At 36.6% G+C, this 17,079-nt stretch carries 23 protein-coding genes and 1 riboswitch; of the genes, 12 read left to right on the forward strand and 11 right to left on the reverse strand.

The features are described from left to right. The first annotated feature begins 89 nt into the window (after positions 1-89). Positions 90-356 carry a hypothetical protein gene (locus tag I5435_RS21585; RefSeq protein WP_024364000.1) on the forward strand — a complete coding sequence of 89 codons (267 nt, stop codon included), beginning with the start codon at positions 90-92 and terminating at the stop codon, positions 354-356. Positions 357-430: 74 nt separating this feature from the next. Here I5435_RS21585 and I5435_RS21590 read toward each other — a convergent pair whose 3' ends face one another. Then, a complete protein-coding gene (locus tag I5435_RS21590; protein ID WP_227665478.1) occupies positions 431-1,123 on the reverse strand; it encodes a polysaccharide deacetylase family protein in 693 nt (230 codons plus the stop codon). A 411-nt stretch (positions 1,124-1,534) separates the two neighbouring features. On the opposite strand from I5435_RS21590, the gene I5435_RS21595 reads away from it, so the two are divergent. From I5435_RS21595 to I5435_RS21610, 4 genes are all read left to right on the forward strand, one after another. Continuing rightward, positions 1,535-1,657 (forward strand): hypothetical protein, encoded by a 123-nt coding sequence (locus I5435_RS21595; protein WP_255313814.1) that lies wholly within the window; start codon positions 1,535-1,537, stop codon positions 1,655-1,657. Positions 1,658-1,886: 229 nt separating this feature from the next. Beyond that, positions 1,887-2,189, forward strand: a complete 303-nt coding sequence (locus I5435_RS21600) for a YunC family protein (protein ID WP_024364002.1) — start codon at positions 1,887-1,889, stop codon at positions 2,187-2,189. A 33-nt stretch (positions 2,190-2,222) separates the two neighbouring features. Then, complete coding sequence (locus tag I5435_RS21605; RefSeq protein WP_337982950.1) at positions 2,223-2,873, forward strand: SIMPL domain-containing protein; 651 nt, start codon at positions 2,223-2,225, stop codon at positions 2,871-2,873. A gap of 154 nt (positions 2,874-3,027) precedes the next feature. Then, positions 3,028-3,282 carry a hypothetical protein gene (locus I5435_RS21610; protein WP_024364004.1) on the forward strand — a complete coding sequence of 85 codons (255 nt, stop codon included), beginning with the start codon at positions 3,028-3,030 and terminating at the stop codon, positions 3,280-3,282. A gap of 83 nt (positions 3,283-3,365) precedes the next feature. Here the strand turns inward: I5435_RS21610 and I5435_RS21615 are convergent, their stop codons facing one another. The 3 genes from I5435_RS21615 to I5435_RS21625 form a co-directional block, all read right to left on the reverse strand. After that, positions 3,366-3,524 carry a DUF1540 domain-containing protein gene (locus tag I5435_RS21615; RefSeq protein ID WP_069508156.1) on the reverse strand — a complete coding sequence of 53 codons (159 nt, stop codon included), beginning with the start codon at positions 3,522-3,524 and terminating at the stop codon, positions 3,366-3,368. Between the two features lie 104 nt (positions 3,525-3,628). Next, positions 3,629-4,240, reverse strand: a complete 612-nt coding sequence (locus tag I5435_RS21620) for a methyltransferase domain-containing protein (protein WP_337982951.1) — start codon at positions 4,238-4,240, stop codon at positions 3,629-3,631. Between the two features lie 48 nt (positions 4,241-4,288). Then, positions 4,289-4,729, reverse strand: coding sequence for a VOC family protein (locus I5435_RS21625; RefSeq protein ID WP_025220789.1), 441 nt, complete (start codon positions 4,727-4,729; stop codon positions 4,289-4,291). Between the two features lie 163 nt (positions 4,730-4,892). On the opposite strand from I5435_RS21625, the gene I5435_RS21630 reads away from it, so the two are divergent. Continuing rightward, positions 4,893-5,309: a YuzC family spore coat inner layer protein gene (locus I5435_RS21630; protein ID WP_233433826.1), complete on the forward strand. Its 417-nt coding sequence runs from the start codon at positions 4,893-4,895 to the stop codon at positions 5,307-5,309. A 263-nt stretch (positions 5,310-5,572) separates the two neighbouring features. On the opposite strand, the gene I5435_RS21635 is transcribed toward I5435_RS21630, so the two are convergent. Beyond that, positions 5,573-5,731 carry a DUF1540 domain-containing protein gene (locus tag I5435_RS21635; RefSeq protein ID WP_069508162.1) on the reverse strand — a complete coding sequence of 53 codons (159 nt, stop codon included), beginning with the start codon at positions 5,729-5,731 and terminating at the stop codon, positions 5,573-5,575. Positions 5,732-6,160: 429 nt separating this feature from the next. Then, positions 6,161-6,260: riboswitch (SAM riboswitch) on the forward strand. Between the two features lie 94 nt (positions 6,261-6,354). On the opposite strand from I5435_RS21635, the gene I5435_RS21640 reads away from it, so the two are divergent. Next, on the forward strand, positions 6,355-7,092 hold the full coding sequence (locus I5435_RS21640; RefSeq protein ID WP_107895820.1) for a cyclase family protein: 738 nt from the start codon (positions 6,355-6,357) through the stop codon (positions 7,090-7,092). 293 nt (positions 7,093-7,385) lie between these two features. Here the strand turns inward: I5435_RS21640 and I5435_RS21645 are convergent, their stop codons facing one another. Then, on the reverse strand, positions 7,386-8,159 hold the full coding sequence (locus I5435_RS21645; protein ID WP_337982952.1) for a Cof-type HAD-IIB family hydrolase: 774 nt from the start codon (positions 8,157-8,159) through the stop codon (positions 7,386-7,388). A 475-nt stretch (positions 8,160-8,634) separates the two neighbouring features. Between I5435_RS21645 and I5435_RS21650 the strand changes: the two genes are divergently transcribed. Both I5435_RS21650 and I5435_RS21655 read left to right on the forward strand, forming a co-directional pair. Beyond that, on the forward strand, positions 8,635-9,327 hold the full coding sequence (locus I5435_RS21650) for a DUF2225 domain-containing protein (RefSeq protein WP_024364009.1): 693 nt from the start codon (positions 8,635-8,637) through the stop codon (positions 9,325-9,327). 22 nt (positions 9,328-9,349) lie between these two features. Continuing rightward, the gene (locus tag I5435_RS21655; RefSeq protein WP_024364010.1) at positions 9,350-9,703 is read left to right on the forward strand and encodes a hypothetical protein; all 354 of its coding nucleotides are present in this window, start codon (positions 9,350-9,352) and stop codon (positions 9,701-9,703) included. Between the two features lie 106 nt (positions 9,704-9,809). Here I5435_RS21655 and I5435_RS21660 read toward each other — a convergent pair whose 3' ends face one another. After that, on the reverse strand, positions 9,810-10,643 hold the full coding sequence (locus tag I5435_RS21660) for a MerR family transcriptional regulator (protein WP_024364011.1): 834 nt from the start codon (positions 10,641-10,643) through the stop codon (positions 9,810-9,812). 84 nt (positions 10,644-10,727) lie between these two features. On the opposite strand from I5435_RS21660, the gene I5435_RS21665 reads away from it, so the two are divergent. Continuing rightward, complete coding sequence (locus tag I5435_RS21665) at positions 10,728-11,195, forward strand: GNAT family N-acetyltransferase (RefSeq protein ID WP_024364012.1); 468 nt, start codon at positions 10,728-10,730, stop codon at positions 11,193-11,195. Next, positions 11,182-12,516, forward strand: a complete 1,335-nt coding sequence (locus I5435_RS21670; RefSeq protein ID WP_108030769.1) for an MATE family efflux transporter — start codon at positions 11,182-11,184, stop codon at positions 12,514-12,516. The genes I5435_RS21665 and I5435_RS21670 overlap by 14 nt, the downstream gene beginning before the upstream one ends. A gap of 116 nt (positions 12,517-12,632) precedes the next feature. On the opposite strand, the gene I5435_RS21675 is transcribed toward I5435_RS21670, so the two are convergent. After that, on the reverse strand, positions 12,633-13,676 hold the full coding sequence (locus tag I5435_RS21675) for an AI-2E family transporter (protein ID WP_337982953.1): 1,044 nt from the start codon (positions 13,674-13,676) through the stop codon (positions 12,633-12,635). A 419-nt stretch (positions 13,677-14,095) separates the two neighbouring features. On the opposite strand from I5435_RS21675, the gene I5435_RS21680 reads away from it, so the two are divergent. Then, positions 14,096-14,488 (forward strand): RidA family protein, encoded by a 393-nt coding sequence (locus I5435_RS21680; protein ID WP_337982954.1) that lies wholly within the window; start codon positions 14,096-14,098, stop codon positions 14,486-14,488. 115 nt (positions 14,489-14,603) lie between these two features. Here the strand turns inward: I5435_RS21680 and I5435_RS21685 are convergent, their stop codons facing one another. The 3 genes from I5435_RS21685 to I5435_RS21695 all read right to left on the reverse strand — a co-directional run bounded on the left by I5435_RS21685 (position 14,604) and on the right by I5435_RS21695 (position 16,998). Next, the gene (locus tag I5435_RS21685) at positions 14,604-15,212 is read right to left on the reverse strand and encodes a flavin reductase family protein (RefSeq protein WP_024364016.1); all 609 of its coding nucleotides are present in this window, start codon (positions 15,210-15,212) and stop codon (positions 14,604-14,606) included. Positions 15,213-15,227: 15 nt separating this feature from the next. Beyond that, positions 15,228-16,169, reverse strand: a complete 942-nt coding sequence (locus tag I5435_RS21690; RefSeq protein ID WP_231785270.1) for a ring-cleaving dioxygenase — start codon at positions 16,167-16,169, stop codon at positions 15,228-15,230. Positions 16,170-16,434: 265 nt separating this feature from the next. After that, positions 16,435-16,998, reverse strand: a complete 564-nt coding sequence (locus I5435_RS21695; protein WP_025220797.1) for a cupin domain-containing protein — start codon at positions 16,996-16,998, stop codon at positions 16,435-16,437. Positions 16,999-17,079: the final 81 nt, after the last annotated feature.

The following is a 17,079-nucleotide window of genomic DNA, read 5'->3' on the forward strand; positions in this document are numbered from 1 at the left end:
GCTTATGTTTCCAATAGACAATCGGCTAGTGATAAATGTATGCAACGGCATATATTAACTTGTAAGGACGTAGAAAGGAGGAGATTCTTGTGAATCCAACTGATTGTTATAATCTTTGCTGTAAATATCACGGTAAACGTGTAAGAATTACTGACACATCTGGCAATGTTCATGTTGGAAAAATAACGAAAGTGGATAGAAAACAGGTATGGGTTCTACCTGATAGACAATATAGAGGATACGGCTTAGGTCTTTGGGGTTGGGGATTTAGACCAGGATTTGGCGCTGGACTTGGCATTGGTTTTGCATTTGGAGCAATTGCTGGTATTGCGTTGGCACCTTTATTATTTTTCTAATCTATAAATACCTAGAATATCCGCTTCTTATAGAGAAAAATAAGCCATTTCAATATAATGAAATGGCTTATTTTTTATTGAATTTTCTCTTGTTGCTGCTTTTTTTCAATTAATTCTGATACTGTTACAAATGTATAGCCCTGTTTTTTTAAGGTTGGTATGATTTCTTCTAGGGCTTTAATCGTTTGAGTGCGGTTGCCGCCTCCATCATGAAACAAAATCACATCTCCTGGTTTTGTTCCCCCTAACACCTTTTGGACGATTTTATTCGCCCCTGGCTCTTTCCAATCCTGTGTATCTTGGTGCCAAGACCACATGACTACTTTATAACCGTTGTTTACAGCAGTATTGATCATCTTTTCAGTATAATTGCCACCCACAGGACGGAATAAAACAGGAGAAAAGCCAGTAATACTATAAATCATCTGGTTTGTCTGCCTTAGTTCTTCCTGTAAATCAGGAATTGAAACTTTATACGGGTGAGAGTACGTATGATTGGCTAATTCATGCCCCTCTTTATAAGTTCGTGAAACAAGCTCTGGATACTTTTCTGCATTTTGACCAATAATAAAAAATGTAGCCTTTGCTTCATACTTAGCTAAAGTATCTAGTATTTTTGCGGTGTATTTTGGATGTGGACCATCGTCAAAAGTTAAGGCAACGATTTTATCCTTTGTATCTATATCCCAAACAACTTCACCAGTCTTCTCATATTCACTACGTCCTTTTTCTGCAGAGGTACGCATGTCTGTTAAACATATCGACATGAATAATAAGCAAACCGTCAAAAACAATACATTTTTACGTATCACAGTATCACCTCCCATGTTTCATTCGCATATTTCAGCTCATCTTACTATTTACGAAAGCCGCTAAATTATACTATTGAGGTGCTACCTGTTTTTACTTAAACCCTTTAAAAAGATATGTTAAAAAACCAATTAACAAACAATTTTTTCATCATTCACAGTTTTTTACTTAAATTTATTTCGCCCATCTTTATTTTTAAATAATTTTCATTTACGCAACGTCAAATTTTGAACGAAATGTGAAACCTTTCATTTAGCCCTTTATTTTTTTGAAAATCAGTGTAAAATAAAGGGCATAACTGATATATAACAATTATTCAAAATAACACAACTGTTATACTACAAATTGACAACAAAGGGGATTTTACAATGTGGGTTATTACTGTTTTTGAGCAAGATACATTCCGTATGTTCGAGTACACTACGCAAGATGAGGCTAAATTAGCGTTAAAAAATATAAAACAAACAGCTATGCTTTCATATACAAAATAATCAGTGCCTGACACTGACACAATTTATCTATTGAGAAATTAAAATCCACGTAGCTTTCTGCAAAAATGCACCCTACGTAAGACGCAACAGGCCTCACGCTAGCGAAGATTGCGGCTTACTTCGTGCACGCAAAAGCGCAGTGGATTTTTTTCGCTTTAGAATTTTAGTAGAAATATTGAACACCTTTTTATCTATTGCCATATGTATAGAGAGAAAAGGAGTGATGTTCATGGTGACAATTGAACCTATTATGATTAAAGGTCATTTTTTCACTGCTGTGATTGTGCATTTACCAAAAACAACGTTATTAACTATATCTAATGATACAGGCTACATCATGTGTGGTGCATTAGATGTCGGTCTTTTAAATAGTCGCTTATTAGATCGAAAAATTGTGGCAGGTCGAGCGGTTGGCGTGAAGACGATAGATGAGCTATTAACCGCCCCTCTTGAATCTGTTACATTTGAAGCGGAGCAACTAGGTATATTTGCAGGAATGACTGGTGTAGAAGCATTGTTAAAAATGATTTAACATGCTAGAAACCAGTCGGGAGGTGGGATTCAAATGTATTACACACATGCCCAGCCACAAGTACCCCATACATCGCGAATAATGACTGTTAGCGGAAATGGAAAAGTATTCGCTAACGCTAGTTATGTCCAGCTTCAAATAGAGGTCACGACACAAGGTGAAAGTGTACAACAAGCGCAACACCAAAATGCTAGCTCTATGAATCGTGTTATTCATGCTCTTTTGGCGTTATCTATCCCAAGAGAAAACATTCAGACCGCCGCCTATACGATTACACCTATTTATGATTATGTAGAAGGTAAACAAATGTTTAAAGGCTATGAAGTAGTAAATGCTATCACGGTAAAAATACCTGATATCAATCTAGTAGGAGCTGTTATTGATACAGCTGTCGAAAATGGCGCAAATCAGATTTCCTCCATCCAATTTAAAATTGAGCATGCGGATGAATACTATCAGCAGGCTCTCAGCTTAGCACTTCATAATGCACAAATGAAGGCGAAAACAATCGCCCAAACGATGCACTTATCTGTACAGCCACAACCGATTGAAATCATCGAAGAAAACGATCATGCCCCTGTGCTTTATAAATCAATGGCAATGGCTGATTCATCTATGACAACCCCCATTGAGCAAGGTCAACTAACCATTAGTGCAGCTGTTCGCGTTACATTTCAATACTAAAAAACAAAGCCAGACTCCATTTGATGAAGTCTGGCTTTTTCCTTGTCTTGTTATGTGTGCCATATACGTTCGAGCGAAAGTAATCACTCATGAACTGTAAACGACCTTCATATATTTATTGAGTGTAAAAAGTTGCTGTTTAAAGGAGGATATGATGCAAGCTGAAAACAAACGCCTGCGAATAATTCAACATCTTGCTCATGAAATTATGGATGAAATGAACACTAGGAAAGAACCAATGGAGCTTGATACATTAATTCCTGTGATTGATAATTTATCGCGCGCCATTGGTGACTTAACGGATGCATTTGGCAATTATTCATTGGATTATGTAGAGGAAAAAGTAAAAAATGCACATACCCTATTGTTCAAGAGAGACAAAATAGATATGTACCAATTACGACATTAGAAAATTTCCGCCATCGCAAAAAGTGTTAGAATGACCTCAATCAATCTAACACTTTTTCTCTTGTGCCCCGGCTTCTACCGTCCTTAATGCTCTTCAGGTGTAAATGTTTTGCAATCTGTTTCTTCACTATTGGATGCCTGCTGACCCTTTTGACTAACAACGTAAATAGCTTCTGCCGTACATTTGTTTCCAGAGCCCCAATACGTGCAGTTATTGACTTCACATAAAATCTGTTGTGCCATCGTATCACACCTCCTCTTTTGTTATCCTTAACAAAATTGGTGTATTCAATACTTCAGCTAAGAAATAAACCCAAAATTAACCTAAAGTAAAACTATCACTGTATTTACAATGCTCTTTTTATAGCGACTAGTTTATTGGCTGCGTGACAATGTCTTATATTATTTTCATGCTGATCTTCAAATTGATAGGAGCGATAAAATGCAATGGACCATTGCTCGTATAATTCTCTAATCTCACCTTCTTGACATATGCCTTTGACAAACGGTGCTAAATCTTCTGGAATGTCAACTTCGTCTGTAAATACAGTAATAATATTGATGCCCTCTATCTTGGTATAATCTTGCATTAACTGAATAATGCGATGCCAATCTTCGCGCGCTAAAAAATGAAATAGGCCATGTGAAATGATGCAATCATACGTATCGCTAAACTGATATGTAATAATATCTTGAACATCTACCTGTAAATTATGTAGCTGGTGCGACGCTTTGTATCTATTTATTTTAGCAATACCTGCCTCTGAAATATCAATGGCTTCTACCTTAAACCCCAGCTGTGCTAAATAAACGGCATGTCTACCATCGCCACATCCTATATCTAAAATGCGTGCATCCGCTGGTAATTTTTTTGCCCATTCCACTACTTCCTCACTAGGATTACCAAAAGCGAAATGCGTATCTGCTAAGTACTCTTTCTCCCAAAATGGTTGCTGCACCATCTCAACCCCTCTGTCCAACTAGTTAAATTTTACGCACGCTATTTATTATTTAATAATTAACATATCCGTTTCATCAAATTCCCACGTATCTCCATATGCAACTTCCCAATAATAACCGTTGGGATCTTGGAAATAACCGCTATACCCTCCCCAAAACACCGTTTCAGGCTCTTTCACAATGTTTGCTCCAGCTTTTTTTGCTAGGGAAAAGATTGCATCGACTTCTTCTTTAGATTTTCCATTATAGGCAAGCGTAAAGCCCGTAAAGTCGGTGCCTGCTTTTGGTGGGTTTTCTTCATTTATATCCTTTGCTAATCGTTCTATAGGAAATAGAGAAATTTTTGTTCCTCCATTATTGAAGAAAATCACATCAGGATTTGTTTCATCTCCATAGACAACCACCTCAAAACCAAGCCCTTCACGATAAAATGCAAGCGACTCAACCATACTTTTTACACCCAATGTAATTAAATTTAAACGATTCATGCAATAACCCCCTTTTCTCAATATCTATTACTTATTCTATTTTTTTCTTTAATTCCCTTTAATGCAAATCATTATATATGCCTTATGCTCCGTCTTGAAAGAAGAACAGCCTCACACAAAACGTTATGTAACTACATAAGATACATAAGAGATTAGCAAATGGATGGGAGGAAATCCGCTGTATTACAATCCTTATCCGTATTATGTTTATAACCATTATCCAAATTGGGGAATGTCTATCCCACCTACACCCCATCATGTCCCTAGACAACTTGCCATGCCTACCACGACAACAAGCCCTTATCCGCCTATTAATACCATAAAGTTAAAGACGTCAGCAAAAGGGATGCAAACAATTATGCAACAAGTGCAATTACTGACAGAGAAAATTGAGGGTTCTGATCAATTTGCACATGATCTTAAAAACGCCGCACAGCTATCCAATCAAGATGAAGTCCAAAAACTTATTTCTTCTGCTGGAATTACAACGAAGTTTGAGGCGAAATATACGCCAGATAATATTCGTATTGTTTTGAGAGAAGGTGGGTGTTGTAGTTTAGCGTTAGTGTTATATTGGTGACTAAGAGACTTGCTATTTTCGTATCTATATATTCCGACAGAACTTATAAACAATAGATGATTATGCTAAAGTAGCTGGTATCACTCATTGGATTATGTGGAGTAAAAAGAAAAAATGCACCTACCCTATTGTTCAAATAGATATAACCAATTACGACATTTGAAAACATCCTCCATAGCATACATTAACGCAAAGCAAAAAAGTGTTAGATTGATTGTCGTCAATCTAACACTTTTTCTCTTGTGCCCCGGCTTCTACCGGCCTTAATGCTCTTCAGGTGTAAATGTTTTGCATCCTGTTTCTTCACTATTGGATGCCCGCTGACCTTTTTGACTAACAACGTAAATAGCCTCTGCAGTACATTTGTTTCCTGAACCCCAATACGTGCAGTTATTGACTTCACATAGAATCTGTTGTGCCATCGTATCACACCCCCCTCAAATCTATTTAAAATTATTCTAAATAATCACAGATAACATTTCAATAATTAAGCTAAAAATCAGGGTTATTTAACTACAATTTTCAAAATAATGCAAAATAAATATATTTACCGAATTATTAATTATTATATAAGATTTATATTAATTTGCTGATATTTCAAATTATTTGATATTTACTGACTATTGATACGTACATTATTTTTATATCACAAGGCATTCAAATATCTACTATATAGTTCCCACTAAAAAAGCACCCCGCATAGTCCTTGCAAGTGGATGGGGAAAATCCGCTATGTGACAATCCTTATCTATATTGCTATATTTATATCCATATATTCCTATAGAACTTGTAAACTATAGATGATTATGCTAAAGTAGTTGGTATTACTAATTCTGAAAATTCATATATTTTTCTTATCAAGAGAGATGGAGGGATTGGCCCTATGAAGTCTCAGCAACCAGTCTAAGGCATGGTGCTAATTCCAAGTGCGAGATTCGCAAAAGATGAGAAGATTGACTTCAGTTACATGAGAGTCCTCTTCTACAAGTAGGGCTCTTTTTTGTTTTTTTACACTACACATAGTCAGAGAAAGCGGGGAATAAAAATGACAAATGAACTTTTACAAGCACTGCAACTATTAAAATCAAAACAATGGGTTGACTTAACACATACTTTCGGACCTAACTCGCCACATTTCTTTATGTTTGATGATGCGAAGTTTGAAACGTTATTTTCCCATGATGATGGTTTCTTTGCACAACAATTTACGTTTCCCGGGCAATATGGTACACATATTGATCCACCCATTCACTTTGTTTCAGATGCACGCTACTTGGATGAATTAGCATTAAAAGAACTTGTTCTTCCACTTATTGTGATTGATAAGTCCAAGGAGGCCGCTTCGAACCATGATTTCACTTTAAGTGTACAAGATATACTCAACTTCGAAGCCGAATATGGAAAGATTGAAGCAGGAACATTTGTGGCACTGCGAACTGATTGGAGTAAACGCTGGCCGGATAAAGAATTATTTAGTAATAAAGACAAGGATGGTCACAACCATATTCCAGGTTGGGGATTAGAAGCTTTAACGTTTTTATTTACAGAAAGAAATATAAGTGCCATTGGTCATGAAACGTTTGATACAGATTCAGCGGCTGATTTCCGTAAAAATGGTACGTTAAATGGCGAATACTTCGTACTGGATCAGGATACATACCAAATTGAGCTAATGACAAACTTAGACAAACTACCACCAAAGGGGGCAGTCATTTTCAATATTGTGCCAAAGCCTGAAAAAGCATCTGGCTTCCCCGTACGCTCATTTGCTATTTTGCCTTAGTTACAAAAAAGCTGGAGCATAACTTAAAAAATTTAAGGAACAGAAGAAAGGTGTTCATAAATTTTGGCTATTAAACCTGCGCGTTAGCGAGGGTTACGACTTACTGTGCTGAGCGGAAAGCACCGCCGAAGCGGACAACAACGGTTCAACAAAAAAGTGTTAGATTGATTGTCAATCTAACACTTTTTCTTTGTATGTAGCTATCTACTACCCTCACTTCCTGCGGGGCTTTTTTCTCTCCATGTTCATCCCGCTAGAGTCGCCATTACCAATAGCAAAGATGGCATTTCTTTTTAGATCAACTGTAGTTTGCGCAAGGCGTAATCAATGCCGCCTTTATTCGATGCCATCGTGACCTCATCCGCAATATTTTTTAAGGCTACACTTCCATTGCCCATTGCAATACCATATCCAACTTGCTTTAGCATATCCATATCATTATCTCCATCCCCAAAAGCAATCGCCTCTTTTGGATGTAACTTGAAATAACTAAGTACAGCTTCAACAGCAATTGCTTTTGATACATCCTCTTGTAAAACATTCGTAATCATAGGATGCCATCTTTCAAACTTCAAATTTGGAAATTGTGTTCTATACTTTTTCTCTACCTGTTCATTTACATATAAACACATTAAGTAAACTTGCTCATTTAAAATATTTTTATTGACGGGCGGATATTGTCTTAAAGACAATGTCTCATTCATTGCCTTTAGTGTTGCAGGGTGCTGCACACTATTCATCGATAATTGTTCAGTGAAAAATGACAGGCTATTTTGATGGTCGTCAGCAAAAGCTTTAACACTTTGTACAATAGTTTGAGCGATGGGGCTGGCATAGATGATTTGTTCTCCGTGCCGAACATAAGCACCATTCGCCGTAATAAATGTATCAATACCTAATTTATGTAAATCCTGACACATAGATAGTGGTCTACCAGTTGCAGCGACTAATCGAATCCCTTTGTTTTTTAGTGTATGTAAAGCATTCTTGGTACTACTTTCAATACAACCATCCTCATAATTGATCAATGTACCATCTACATCAAAAAAGACGATTTTGCAGTCCATACATGTATGCGCTCCTTTTAAATTAACTATCAATAATTTCAATTATTTTACACCAAAAAGAGCATAACCGAAACATCCTTAATCTTTTTAGCCGTTCACAAAGTTACTTTATATTCAGCATATTAATGAATAGTAAAATTATCCTACATGTATTATAATAAACCTACTAAAAGATGAATAACAAAAAGCTCTCTAGGTATGTCTGACGTAATTTTAACAATGTAGGCATAACTATTTAACTTTTCCACATATACCACCGATACATACTATTGCTAGTGTATTTAAACTAACATTCTCTTTACATAAAAATAAAACCATTCATTTGACACTACTTTAATAATGCTAAAGGATTATATCAAAAAACATAGAATTGCTAAAATAGTCGAAAATCCATTAAATATATTGAACGAGTGTTATGTCCATTTAAGTAGAACTAAAGAAACGTTAAAAACTCGACACAGAGGAGTTGATTCATATGGGTTTTAATATTTACTACTACGAAAGTAATGTGGATTGCAAATTTTGTAAAAAGCAATATACAACATATAAAGTACGTCCGAATCGTTATAAAGTAGTCGAAGAACAAACGGATTTTATGCCTGTTTATGAAGGTTTAAATCCATTGCTGTATGAAGTTGCTGTATGCCCACATTGCGGATATGCCTACCATAAATCTATGACGAGAACTTACGGACCTTTCATGCTACTAATCGACGAACTATATATTAAAGAACTACAAAAGCCCATGAACATCTGTCAAGAACGGACTATCGAAGATGCTATCATAAGCTACAAATTGGCCTACCTCGTTGCAAAGGCTTCTATGGAAGAGGCACTATTAATGGCTAATATCGCACTGAAAATAGCCTGGCTTTACCGTTTAAAAAATGAAAGCGAATCTGAAATTCACTATTTATATGCTGCGAGAGATTTTTACAGTAAATCTTTTGCATCCAATCAAGAAGGCAGCGAGCGAATTCTATATTTACATGCAGAATTAAGCCTTCGCCTCGGTGATATTGGAGAAGCCAAAAAAGGATTCTCCCGCTTGATTGGAGATCGCAGTGTTTCAAATAAATATCGAAAATTAGCACGCAATCGTTGGGAAAACTACAAATATGACGAACACCCTCACAACGTCATTGAAAATAAAGAAATCATTAAATAACTAGATAAAGGAGAGGAATAAAATGCTACTATTCGAAAAAAAAATAGACGCTCGAGAAGAGGATATTTTCTCGGAATTACATCATTTTTTACTACGGAAAAATAATCGTCAATTAACAAATGATGAAATTGTTGCATTAACAGGTATTTCATCTGACTTACTATATAAATGGGTAAAGACAGGAAAATTAAAAACATCTATCTTCCCTAATCTTGGTGCACCATGTGAACGTTGCGGTAAAATTACACAAGCTAAAATTTGTGTTAACTGTGCCTCAACCATCGTCAATACCTTAAAACAAGAAGAAAAAGACGAAGCATGGTTTAATAAAATTCAACGCAACAATCCAAGAGCGAACGCTTACCATTACAAATAAACTTGCATGCAACTGCTAAGGGCTTTTACATATAAAAAGAATCTACTCACTTTGCGGGTCAGCGGCCGCAGTGTCGTAGATTCTTTTTATGTAAGCAGCCATTATGCTAGTTCGCCTTTTTTGTTATTTCCATCATAATTTTTGTTACATACTCTTCTTCTCGATTTTTAATCACCGCATCATAAATATATTCCTCATATACATACTGCCCCAGCTCGTAGCCTCTTTCAGCCATAACCTTAAATAAACGTTCGTACGTTTGTCCAAGTTCTGTTGATAACCCGAGATGATAGCCAATAATAAAGTCCCCTTCAATCGCCTTAAAATAAGGATGCCCTTCCTGCGGATGTGGTTGCTCCATATACAAGTAACAATAATTATCATAGTTCCCTGCTAAAACTTGCTCTCTTCTAGTAATGCCACCAATCGGATAACCTGTATCAAGCTGCGAGCGATCCAATTCATCAATAAAATCCGAGACCGCCTTAACAAACTGTTCTTCAGTGGAATCTTCAATATTTTTACTTAAATACAATGTTTCCTCTGGAAAATGACCAATCGTAATACTATCAAAATCTGTCTGCAAGGCGTCCTCTGTTGTTTCAATTTTCACTTCTATAATACTCTCTATCATTTCGAGCTCTTGCCGCTTCTTTGCTACAAGCGCTTTTTGCTGATGCATTAACTCTAAAAAATTTTCAGGTGATTTATCTGCCATATACTTTTGAATATCTTTTAACGACATACCGACTGTCTTTAACAATTCGATGACGCTAAAAAAATCATACTGGGCAATTGTATAATAACGATAATCTTTATGATCTTTCATAATAGGTGATAACAGGCCGATTTGATCATAGTAAATCAGTGTTTGTTTATTAACCTTACACAGTTTGGCAAATTCACCAGTTGTAAAATATTTTACATTTTTATTAAGCATTTTAAATTTCCTTTCTTGACTATATAGTTACTATATACTTTAAATTGTAGCTATCCACAATAAATTTAGAAAGGTTTTGACATTATGTTCACGGAAATACGTGACATCACAGCTTTAAACAAACAAAACGTATTAGCATTACACATTGCTGCTAATCAGCAGGACTTTATTGAAACGACACAGCAATGCCTAGACGAAGCAGCGTCTGACCAACGCTTTATACCCGTTGGCTTATATAGGGAGGATACCGTAGTCGGCTTCGCAATGTATGGTCTGTTTCCTCATGAGGATGGATCACAGCGAGTATGGCTTGACCGTTATTTAATCGATGAACGTTATCAGCATAAAGGGCTCGGAAAATACTTTTTGCAACAGCTAATCGATTTTTTACAGGCAACATACAATTGCGAAAAAATATTTTTAAGTGTTTATGACAACAATAAAGTAGCCATTCATCTCTATCAACTATTTGGGTTCGTCTTTAATGGGGAACTCGATGAAAAGGGCGAAAAAGTAATGGTAAGAGAGGTACGTACTCATGACGACCATTAATCCAATTGAAACAAGACCCTTAAGACCATTATTTCTTTCTTATTTATTCCCAGCGATGATTGGTATGCTACTGATGTCAGTAAATATTTTAGTTGATGGTATTTTTGTCAGTCATGGCGTTGGCCCAACTGCTCTAGCAGGCGTCAATATTGCTGTGCCGATTTTCTCCATCTTATTATCCATATCTCTGTGGATTGGTATGGGCGGTGCAACATTGTACTCCATTTCACTTGGAGAAGGTAATAAAAAACGCGCACATCAACTTTTTACACTTTCGTTTACAACGATGCTGGCGGTAGTTTTAACTTTAGTGCTACTACTTTTATTAAATTTAAAGGAAATTGCCTATATTTTTGGGGCAAGTGATGTGACTTATCCTTATGTCCAAGAATACTTGCATGTCATTTTGATATTCGGTGTCTTTTACACAATCGAAAATTTATTAAGCATTTTCATCCGAAATGATGGAAACCCAAAGCTTGCTATGATGGGTTTAATCACAACATCCATTTTAAATATCCTTTTAAACTACGTATTTATTTTCGTACTCCATTACGGCGTTAAGGGTTGCGCGTTAGCGACAGCAATCTCTACTATCATCGGCATGTCGGTACTATGTCTCCATTTCTTCCGAAAGCAGTCTGAATTAAAATTTGTCTCTACTTTTTTCAACGTATCCGATTTGAAAAAAATATTCGCCATTGGTTTACCTAGCTTTATTGTAGAAGCCTCTATGGCGTTAATCGTGATTTTATATAATGTGTCGTTTCTGCACTATTTAGGAGCAAACGGTGTGACAGCCTATGCAATGGTTAACTATATTCATACGGTATTATTAACTGTGTTCTTAGGCATTGGTATGGCACTCCAACCTCTAGTCAGTTACCACCACGGTGCCAGATTAAAAAAACGTTTACTCGAGCTTTTGAAGATCGGCTTAGCTACCGCTCTCATACTCGGTTTAAGCATTGCCATTATTGCGATGCTATTTCCTTCTCAATTAATGGAACTGTTTGGAGATAGTAAAATTGAAATTCGCACAATGGCAACACAAGGCTTTGTCCATTTTGCAATTGGCTACGTTTTCTTAGGTATGAATATGGTGCTTGCAGAATTTTTCCAATCAATTGAAAAAATTCGTCTTGCAACAACGATTATGTTACTACGCAGTATTATTTTATTTATTCCAGCACTCCTATTGCTACCTAAATTATTCGGCGCACAAGCAATTTGGTGGACTTTCCCGGTTGCTGAAGGCATTACAGCATTGCTCATTCTCTTATTTATTAAAAGAAAGCCACGCGCGGTTTATTCAAACTAGTGGGTAAATTGTGTGCGTGCCTCCTTGTTGATTGTAGTGAGGAGTTGCTCGACTCCTGCGAGAACCGCAGGCACCAAAAAAGGAAGCATGCGCATAAAGCGATGCTTCCTTTTAGTTTACTTATGGTCATTGATAGCTACAGATCGTTGGGTTTCCTCCTCTAAAGACGTGACACCTAAAATATCGAGCAGGAACATAAACAATGGAATACCGATAATTAATCCCCATACCCCGAGGAATTGCTCCGAGAATAGGATGACGATAAATTTATAAAAAATAGGAAGATTTGTTTTGGCAGACATGAGCTTTGGATTTAAGAAATAAGCCTCAATCGCATGCAACACCACGACAATAATCAGAATGTAAGCAATGTACATCGGTCCACCGATGCTGTAAGCAATAATGCTTAGCGGTACCAATGAAATAATTACGCCTGCTACAGGAATTAAACCAAGAATAAAAAGCATGATTCCAAGTGCAATTAAGTGTGGGAAGCCCATAATAGAAAGAGCAATAACGGATAAAACACAGTTTACCGCAGCAATGATAAATTGCGCTTCAATTACTTTTCCAAAAGAACGAATAAATATTTTAGAAAAATATGTTAACTCGTCGTAAAGCGGACCAATTTTACTATCTTTAAATTTTGCAGTAAATTCAATAATTCGTTTCTTCTCCAAAAGGATGAACAAACTTAAAATAAGTGCAATGAACACGTGCAAAATGACTTTCCCAATGTTTGTTAAATTTTTTAACGTAAGGTCAACACCTTGTTCTAAATATTTTCCAAGTTCAATTTTCTCAAATGTCGGCGCCAAATATCTCGCAACCTCATTATCGTTCGGATTGAGATTAAAAGCTGCAATCAAATCAAAAAGCTGTGTAATTTGTTGGGTTACAACCGGCAAATACTTATAGATCACTGCAATAATAGCAGCTACAAGTAAGAGGTAAAGGGAGACAATCATCGCTTTTTCATTTATGGGTGCGATTCGTTTAAACTCTTTTGTCGCCTTAGTAGAAAGCTCATTCATTAAGTAGGTTATAATGAATGTCAGAAGAATAAGGTTAATCATACTCCGCATTAAATAAAGTGCAACAGCGATCCCAGCTAGAATAACAAAACGTTTAAATCCATTACTTCGAAAAAAATTACTCATGCATTCACTCCTTCTACAAAACGGCTTCGCTGCCTCTACTGCTAACTTACAGAACGCGAAATATATTAAGCAAGTAGACAAAATTATTAGTTATCAATATTTATCATTTTCATGGTCCTTTGAGTTTAGGGGGATAAAAACCTCTGTCTAGACAGCGTATTTCCATTACTCCGTTCAACAACCCTTTTTCAAGAAGTTCAATCCATTGTAAAATAGATTTTTTTTACTTTTCGAATTAGAATGAAAGACAATACGATTAATGTGTATTGAAAGCTACATCAGCGTTATAGCCAAAATTTTAATAATTCTATTATACCCTTATAAACTATCATATCCAAAGCAACTTCTTTTGTTTTATGTTAATTTCAGTACGATATTTCGGAAGTATCTCCAAAATAGAATAGGTAAGGAATGATTCGATGAAAATCTCAAGAAATCCAAAGGAAATTCACCCGCCTGTAGCTCCATATGTACACCAAATTGAAATAACTGGCCCAAACAGATGGCTAACATTTTCAGGTCAAATCGGGATGGCGTTAGACGGAACTGTACCTGAAGATCCAATCATTCAATTGCAACTAGCGCTTAACAATATTAAAAAAAATCTTGAGTGTGCTGGCATGACTGTTGCAGATTTAACAAAGGTTGTATTTTATTTAGTTGGAGAATTTGACACAGCACAAAGAAAGCACGTGATGGGTGACTTTTTTGGTGATCACTGCCCTTGTATGACAATGGTATATGTAGTAGCACTTGCTTCGCCCGTATTAAAAGTAGAAATTGATGCGTGGGCATGTCAGGAAATCATATAAAAGGTGCAAGAGGATTTACCATTTAAGAAACAGGAAATGCTCGTGAATGGCTACTATTTTCTGTAGTAAGCCATTCACGAGCCATATACCTTTTCAAAAATTTTGCTTATTTACTTTATTGAGGGCGTTCTATGTCAAAAATATCGCCGATTTTTGCATAACTCGCTCCAGCTAATCGGCTTACTGCCTTTAATGCGCTAGCGTCTATTCGTCCTTCATGATAAATCACATCATCTAAATGAAATTGTACAATTTCACCAATAAACAAATCGCCTGTCTGCTGTTCTTTATTCATTAAAGGAACACTTTGTACTAAGCGACACTCCATTCGGACTTTCGCCTCTTTCACACCTGGAACAATAATTCGCTGACTGTCGATTACTGTAAAGTTAGCTCTTTCAATTTCACTCTCTGTTACCGGTAACGAAGCAGCTGTTTCATTTACCTGGTTAACATTGTCCTCATCTACAATATGCACTACAAATTGTTCTTGATACAAAATATGACGAGCGGTATCCTTTAAGCGCCCTGTTGCTCTTTGAATTGCAAGGGAAATCATCGGTGGATTCGATGACACGATATTAAAGTAACTAAACGGTGCGCCATTTATAATGCCCTGCTCGGACAAAGTCGTGACAAAGGCAACAGGTCTAGGAATAATGCTGCCAACTAATAATTTATAGTTTTCACGTTCTGTATTTTTCTTCGGATCAATCGAAATCAAATAACTCGCCCCTTTTTATTCATCTAATGAGCGTACTTGAATCGGGATTAACGCGCTTTCTAACTGTTCTCGATGTTGTTCATATTGCAACGGTAACATTAATTGACTCCCCATTGTCTCCAATGTTTCATCATGCGCGAATCCTGGTGGATCTGTCGCAATTTCAAATAAAATTTCACCTGCTTCACGGAAATAAATAGCGTTAAAATAGTTACGATCCTTTACTTCCGTCACATGCTGCCCATGATTCATCACATGCTCTTGCCACGCTAAATGATCTGCATTATCCTTTGCTCTCCAAGCAATATGATGGACTGTGCCGACCCCCATGTGGCCTCGTACGCCTAATACCGTTTTCAAGTCTATAATATTTCCGATGTCAGCGCTTGATTTGAATCGAGCATATTCGCCTTCTGTTGCAATTTTTTCAAGCCCCATCACATCTACTAATACCTTTTCTGTTTCTTGTGGATGGCTTGAATAAAGCGTTGCACCACCAAAACCTTTAATGGCAACTTCCGGTGTAACTTCACCAAATGTCCAATTATTTCGTTCACCTTCTGCACGAGCTACTAATTCAATATGAAGTCCATGTGGGTCATCAAATTGAACGACTTGTTCTCCAAAGCGTTCAGCTTTTTTAAATGGAACAGAAAATTTTGCAAGGCGATTAATCCAGAAAGGTAGTGCTCCTTCTGGTACAACGTATGTTGTTACACCAACTTGACCGTCGCCGATACGCCCTTGATAAGCATTCGGCCAAGGAAAGAACGTCATAATTGTTCCTGGCTTACCAGCATGGTTACCAAAATAAAGATGATACGTGCCTGGGTCGTCAAAGTTAACTGTTTGTTTTACTAACCGTAAACCTAAAATCCCCGCATAAAAATCAATATTCTCTTGTGGATGCCCTACAATAGCTGTGATGTGGTGAATTCCTTCTGTATGTTTGTTCATAGTAACAGTTCCCCTTCATAAATAAATTATTTTCTTTGTATATGTTTTCTAACTACGTGCAACTTCAAACTTCTAATTAGAGAATGCTTTGCACATTCGATTTAATTATCTCGAATTAATATATCTTGAATTCGAGATAATTATAACACGTAAATTTTAATTTCGTCAATATATCATCCAAAAATTGAGTTTAGCTTGGCATAGTAAAAGCAGAGCTGCTATACATCAACAACTCTGCTTCTACTATGAAAAATTATTATCGTGATTAATTGTGTTGACCATAGCCTCCGTGCGAAGCCATTGCATCCGCCTTTGTAGCATGGACAGTTCCGAATGGATGGTTAGGAGGAGCATAGATTGAAAACAGCTTTAATGGCACATTCCCTATATTGGTTAAATTATGCCAAGTTCCAGCAGGTATTACGATCGCGTAATCATCATGGACATTTTGTGTAAAGCTTAAATTTTCTTTACTCGACCCCATTTGCACAGTCCCATGCCCTTGTTCAATATAGACAAACTGATCGACATGTGGATGCATTTCTAAACCTACATCCTCACCAATATTGAGACTCATTAACGTAATTTGCAAATGGCTTCCTGTCCATAGAGCAGTACGGTACGTATTGTTCCGCTTGGTTGCCTCCTCCATATTTACAACAAAAGGCTGTTGCCCATAATCGGTACTCATTTGACTGTTATTTCCGTTGACAGCTTGATATGGATAGGCACTATTCGGTAGTACTACTTCATATGGAACAGGCCAGTGAACAGACTGATTTCCATAGCTATACATTGGTATATTGGCATAATAAGGAGCATAGTACATTTTCTCAATCCTCTCACAGATTCTAAAATTATTCTATGCAACTTATTGTCAAAATGTACCCAATCGTAGGAGAATATGCAA

The organism is Lysinibacillus sp. C5.1 (genome assembly GCF_016350185.1).
Classification (GTDB): Bacteria; Bacillota; Bacilli; order Bacillales_A; family Planococcaceae; genus Lysinibacillus; species Lysinibacillus sphaericus.

Excerpts from the sequence above, each read along its gene's own strand:
- I5435_RS21590 (WP_227665478.1), bottom strand. The coding sequence starts at position 1,123 with ATGTCGATATGTTTAACAGACATGCGTACCTCTGCAGAAAAAGGACGT.
- I5435_RS21595 (WP_255313814.1), top strand. The coding sequence starts at position 1,535 with ATGTGGGTTATTACTGTTTTTGAGCAAGATACATTCCGTATGTTCGAG.
- I5435_RS21600 (WP_024364002.1), top strand. The coding sequence starts at position 1,887 with ATGGTGACAATTGAACCTATTATGATTAAAGGTCATTTTTTCACTGCT.
- I5435_RS21605 (WP_337982950.1), top strand. The coding sequence starts at position 2,223 with ATGTATTACACACATGCCCAGCCACAAGTACCCCATACATCGCGAATA.
- I5435_RS21610 (WP_024364004.1), top strand. The coding sequence starts at position 3,028 with ATGCAAGCTGAAAACAAACGCCTGCGAATAATTCAACATCTTGCTCAT.
- I5435_RS21615 (WP_069508156.1), bottom strand. The coding sequence starts at position 3,524 with ATGGCACAACAGATTTTATGTGAAGTCAATAACTGCACGTATTGGGGC.
- I5435_RS21625 (WP_025220789.1), bottom strand. The coding sequence starts at position 4,729 with ATGAATCGTTTAAATTTAATTACATTGGGTGTAAAAAGTATGGTTGAG.
- I5435_RS21630 (WP_233433826.1), top strand. The coding sequence starts at position 4,893 with ATGGGAGGAAATCCGCTGTATTACAATCCTTATCCGTATTATGTTTAT.
- I5435_RS21635 (WP_069508162.1), bottom strand. The coding sequence starts at position 5,731 with ATGGCACAACAGATTCTATGTGAAGTCAATAACTGCACGTATTGGGGT.
- I5435_RS21640 (WP_107895820.1), top strand. The coding sequence starts at position 6,355 with ATGACAAATGAACTTTTACAAGCACTGCAACTATTAAAATCAAAACAA.
- I5435_RS21645 (WP_337982952.1), bottom strand. The coding sequence starts at position 8,159 with ATGGACTGCAAAATCGTCTTTTTTGATGTAGATGGTACATTGATCAAT.
- I5435_RS21650 (WP_024364009.1), top strand. The coding sequence starts at position 8,635 with ATGGGTTTTAATATTTACTACTACGAAAGTAATGTGGATTGCAAATTT.
- I5435_RS21655 (WP_024364010.1), top strand. The coding sequence starts at position 9,350 with ATGCTACTATTCGAAAAAAAAATAGACGCTCGAGAAGAGGATATTTTC.
- I5435_RS21660 (WP_024364011.1), bottom strand. The coding sequence starts at position 10,643 with ATGCTTAATAAAAATGTAAAATATTTTACAACTGGTGAATTTGCCAAA.
- I5435_RS21665 (WP_024364012.1), top strand. The coding sequence starts at position 10,728 with ATGTTCACGGAAATACGTGACATCACAGCTTTAAACAAACAAAACGTA.
- I5435_RS21670 (WP_108030769.1), top strand. The coding sequence starts at position 11,182 with ATGACGACCATTAATCCAATTGAAACAAGACCCTTAAGACCATTATTT.
- I5435_RS21675 (WP_337982953.1), bottom strand. The coding sequence starts at position 13,676 with ATGAGTAATTTTTTTCGAAGTAATGGATTTAAACGTTTTGTTATTCTA.
- I5435_RS21680 (WP_337982954.1), top strand. The coding sequence starts at position 14,096 with ATGAAAATCTCAAGAAATCCAAAGGAAATTCACCCGCCTGTAGCTCCA.
- I5435_RS21690 (WP_231785270.1), bottom strand. The coding sequence starts at position 16,169 with ATGAACAAACATACAGAAGGAATTCACCACATCACAGCTATTGTAGGG.
- I5435_RS21695 (WP_025220797.1), bottom strand. The coding sequence starts at position 16,998 with ATGTACTATGCTCCTTATTATGCCAATATACCAATGTATAGCTATGGA.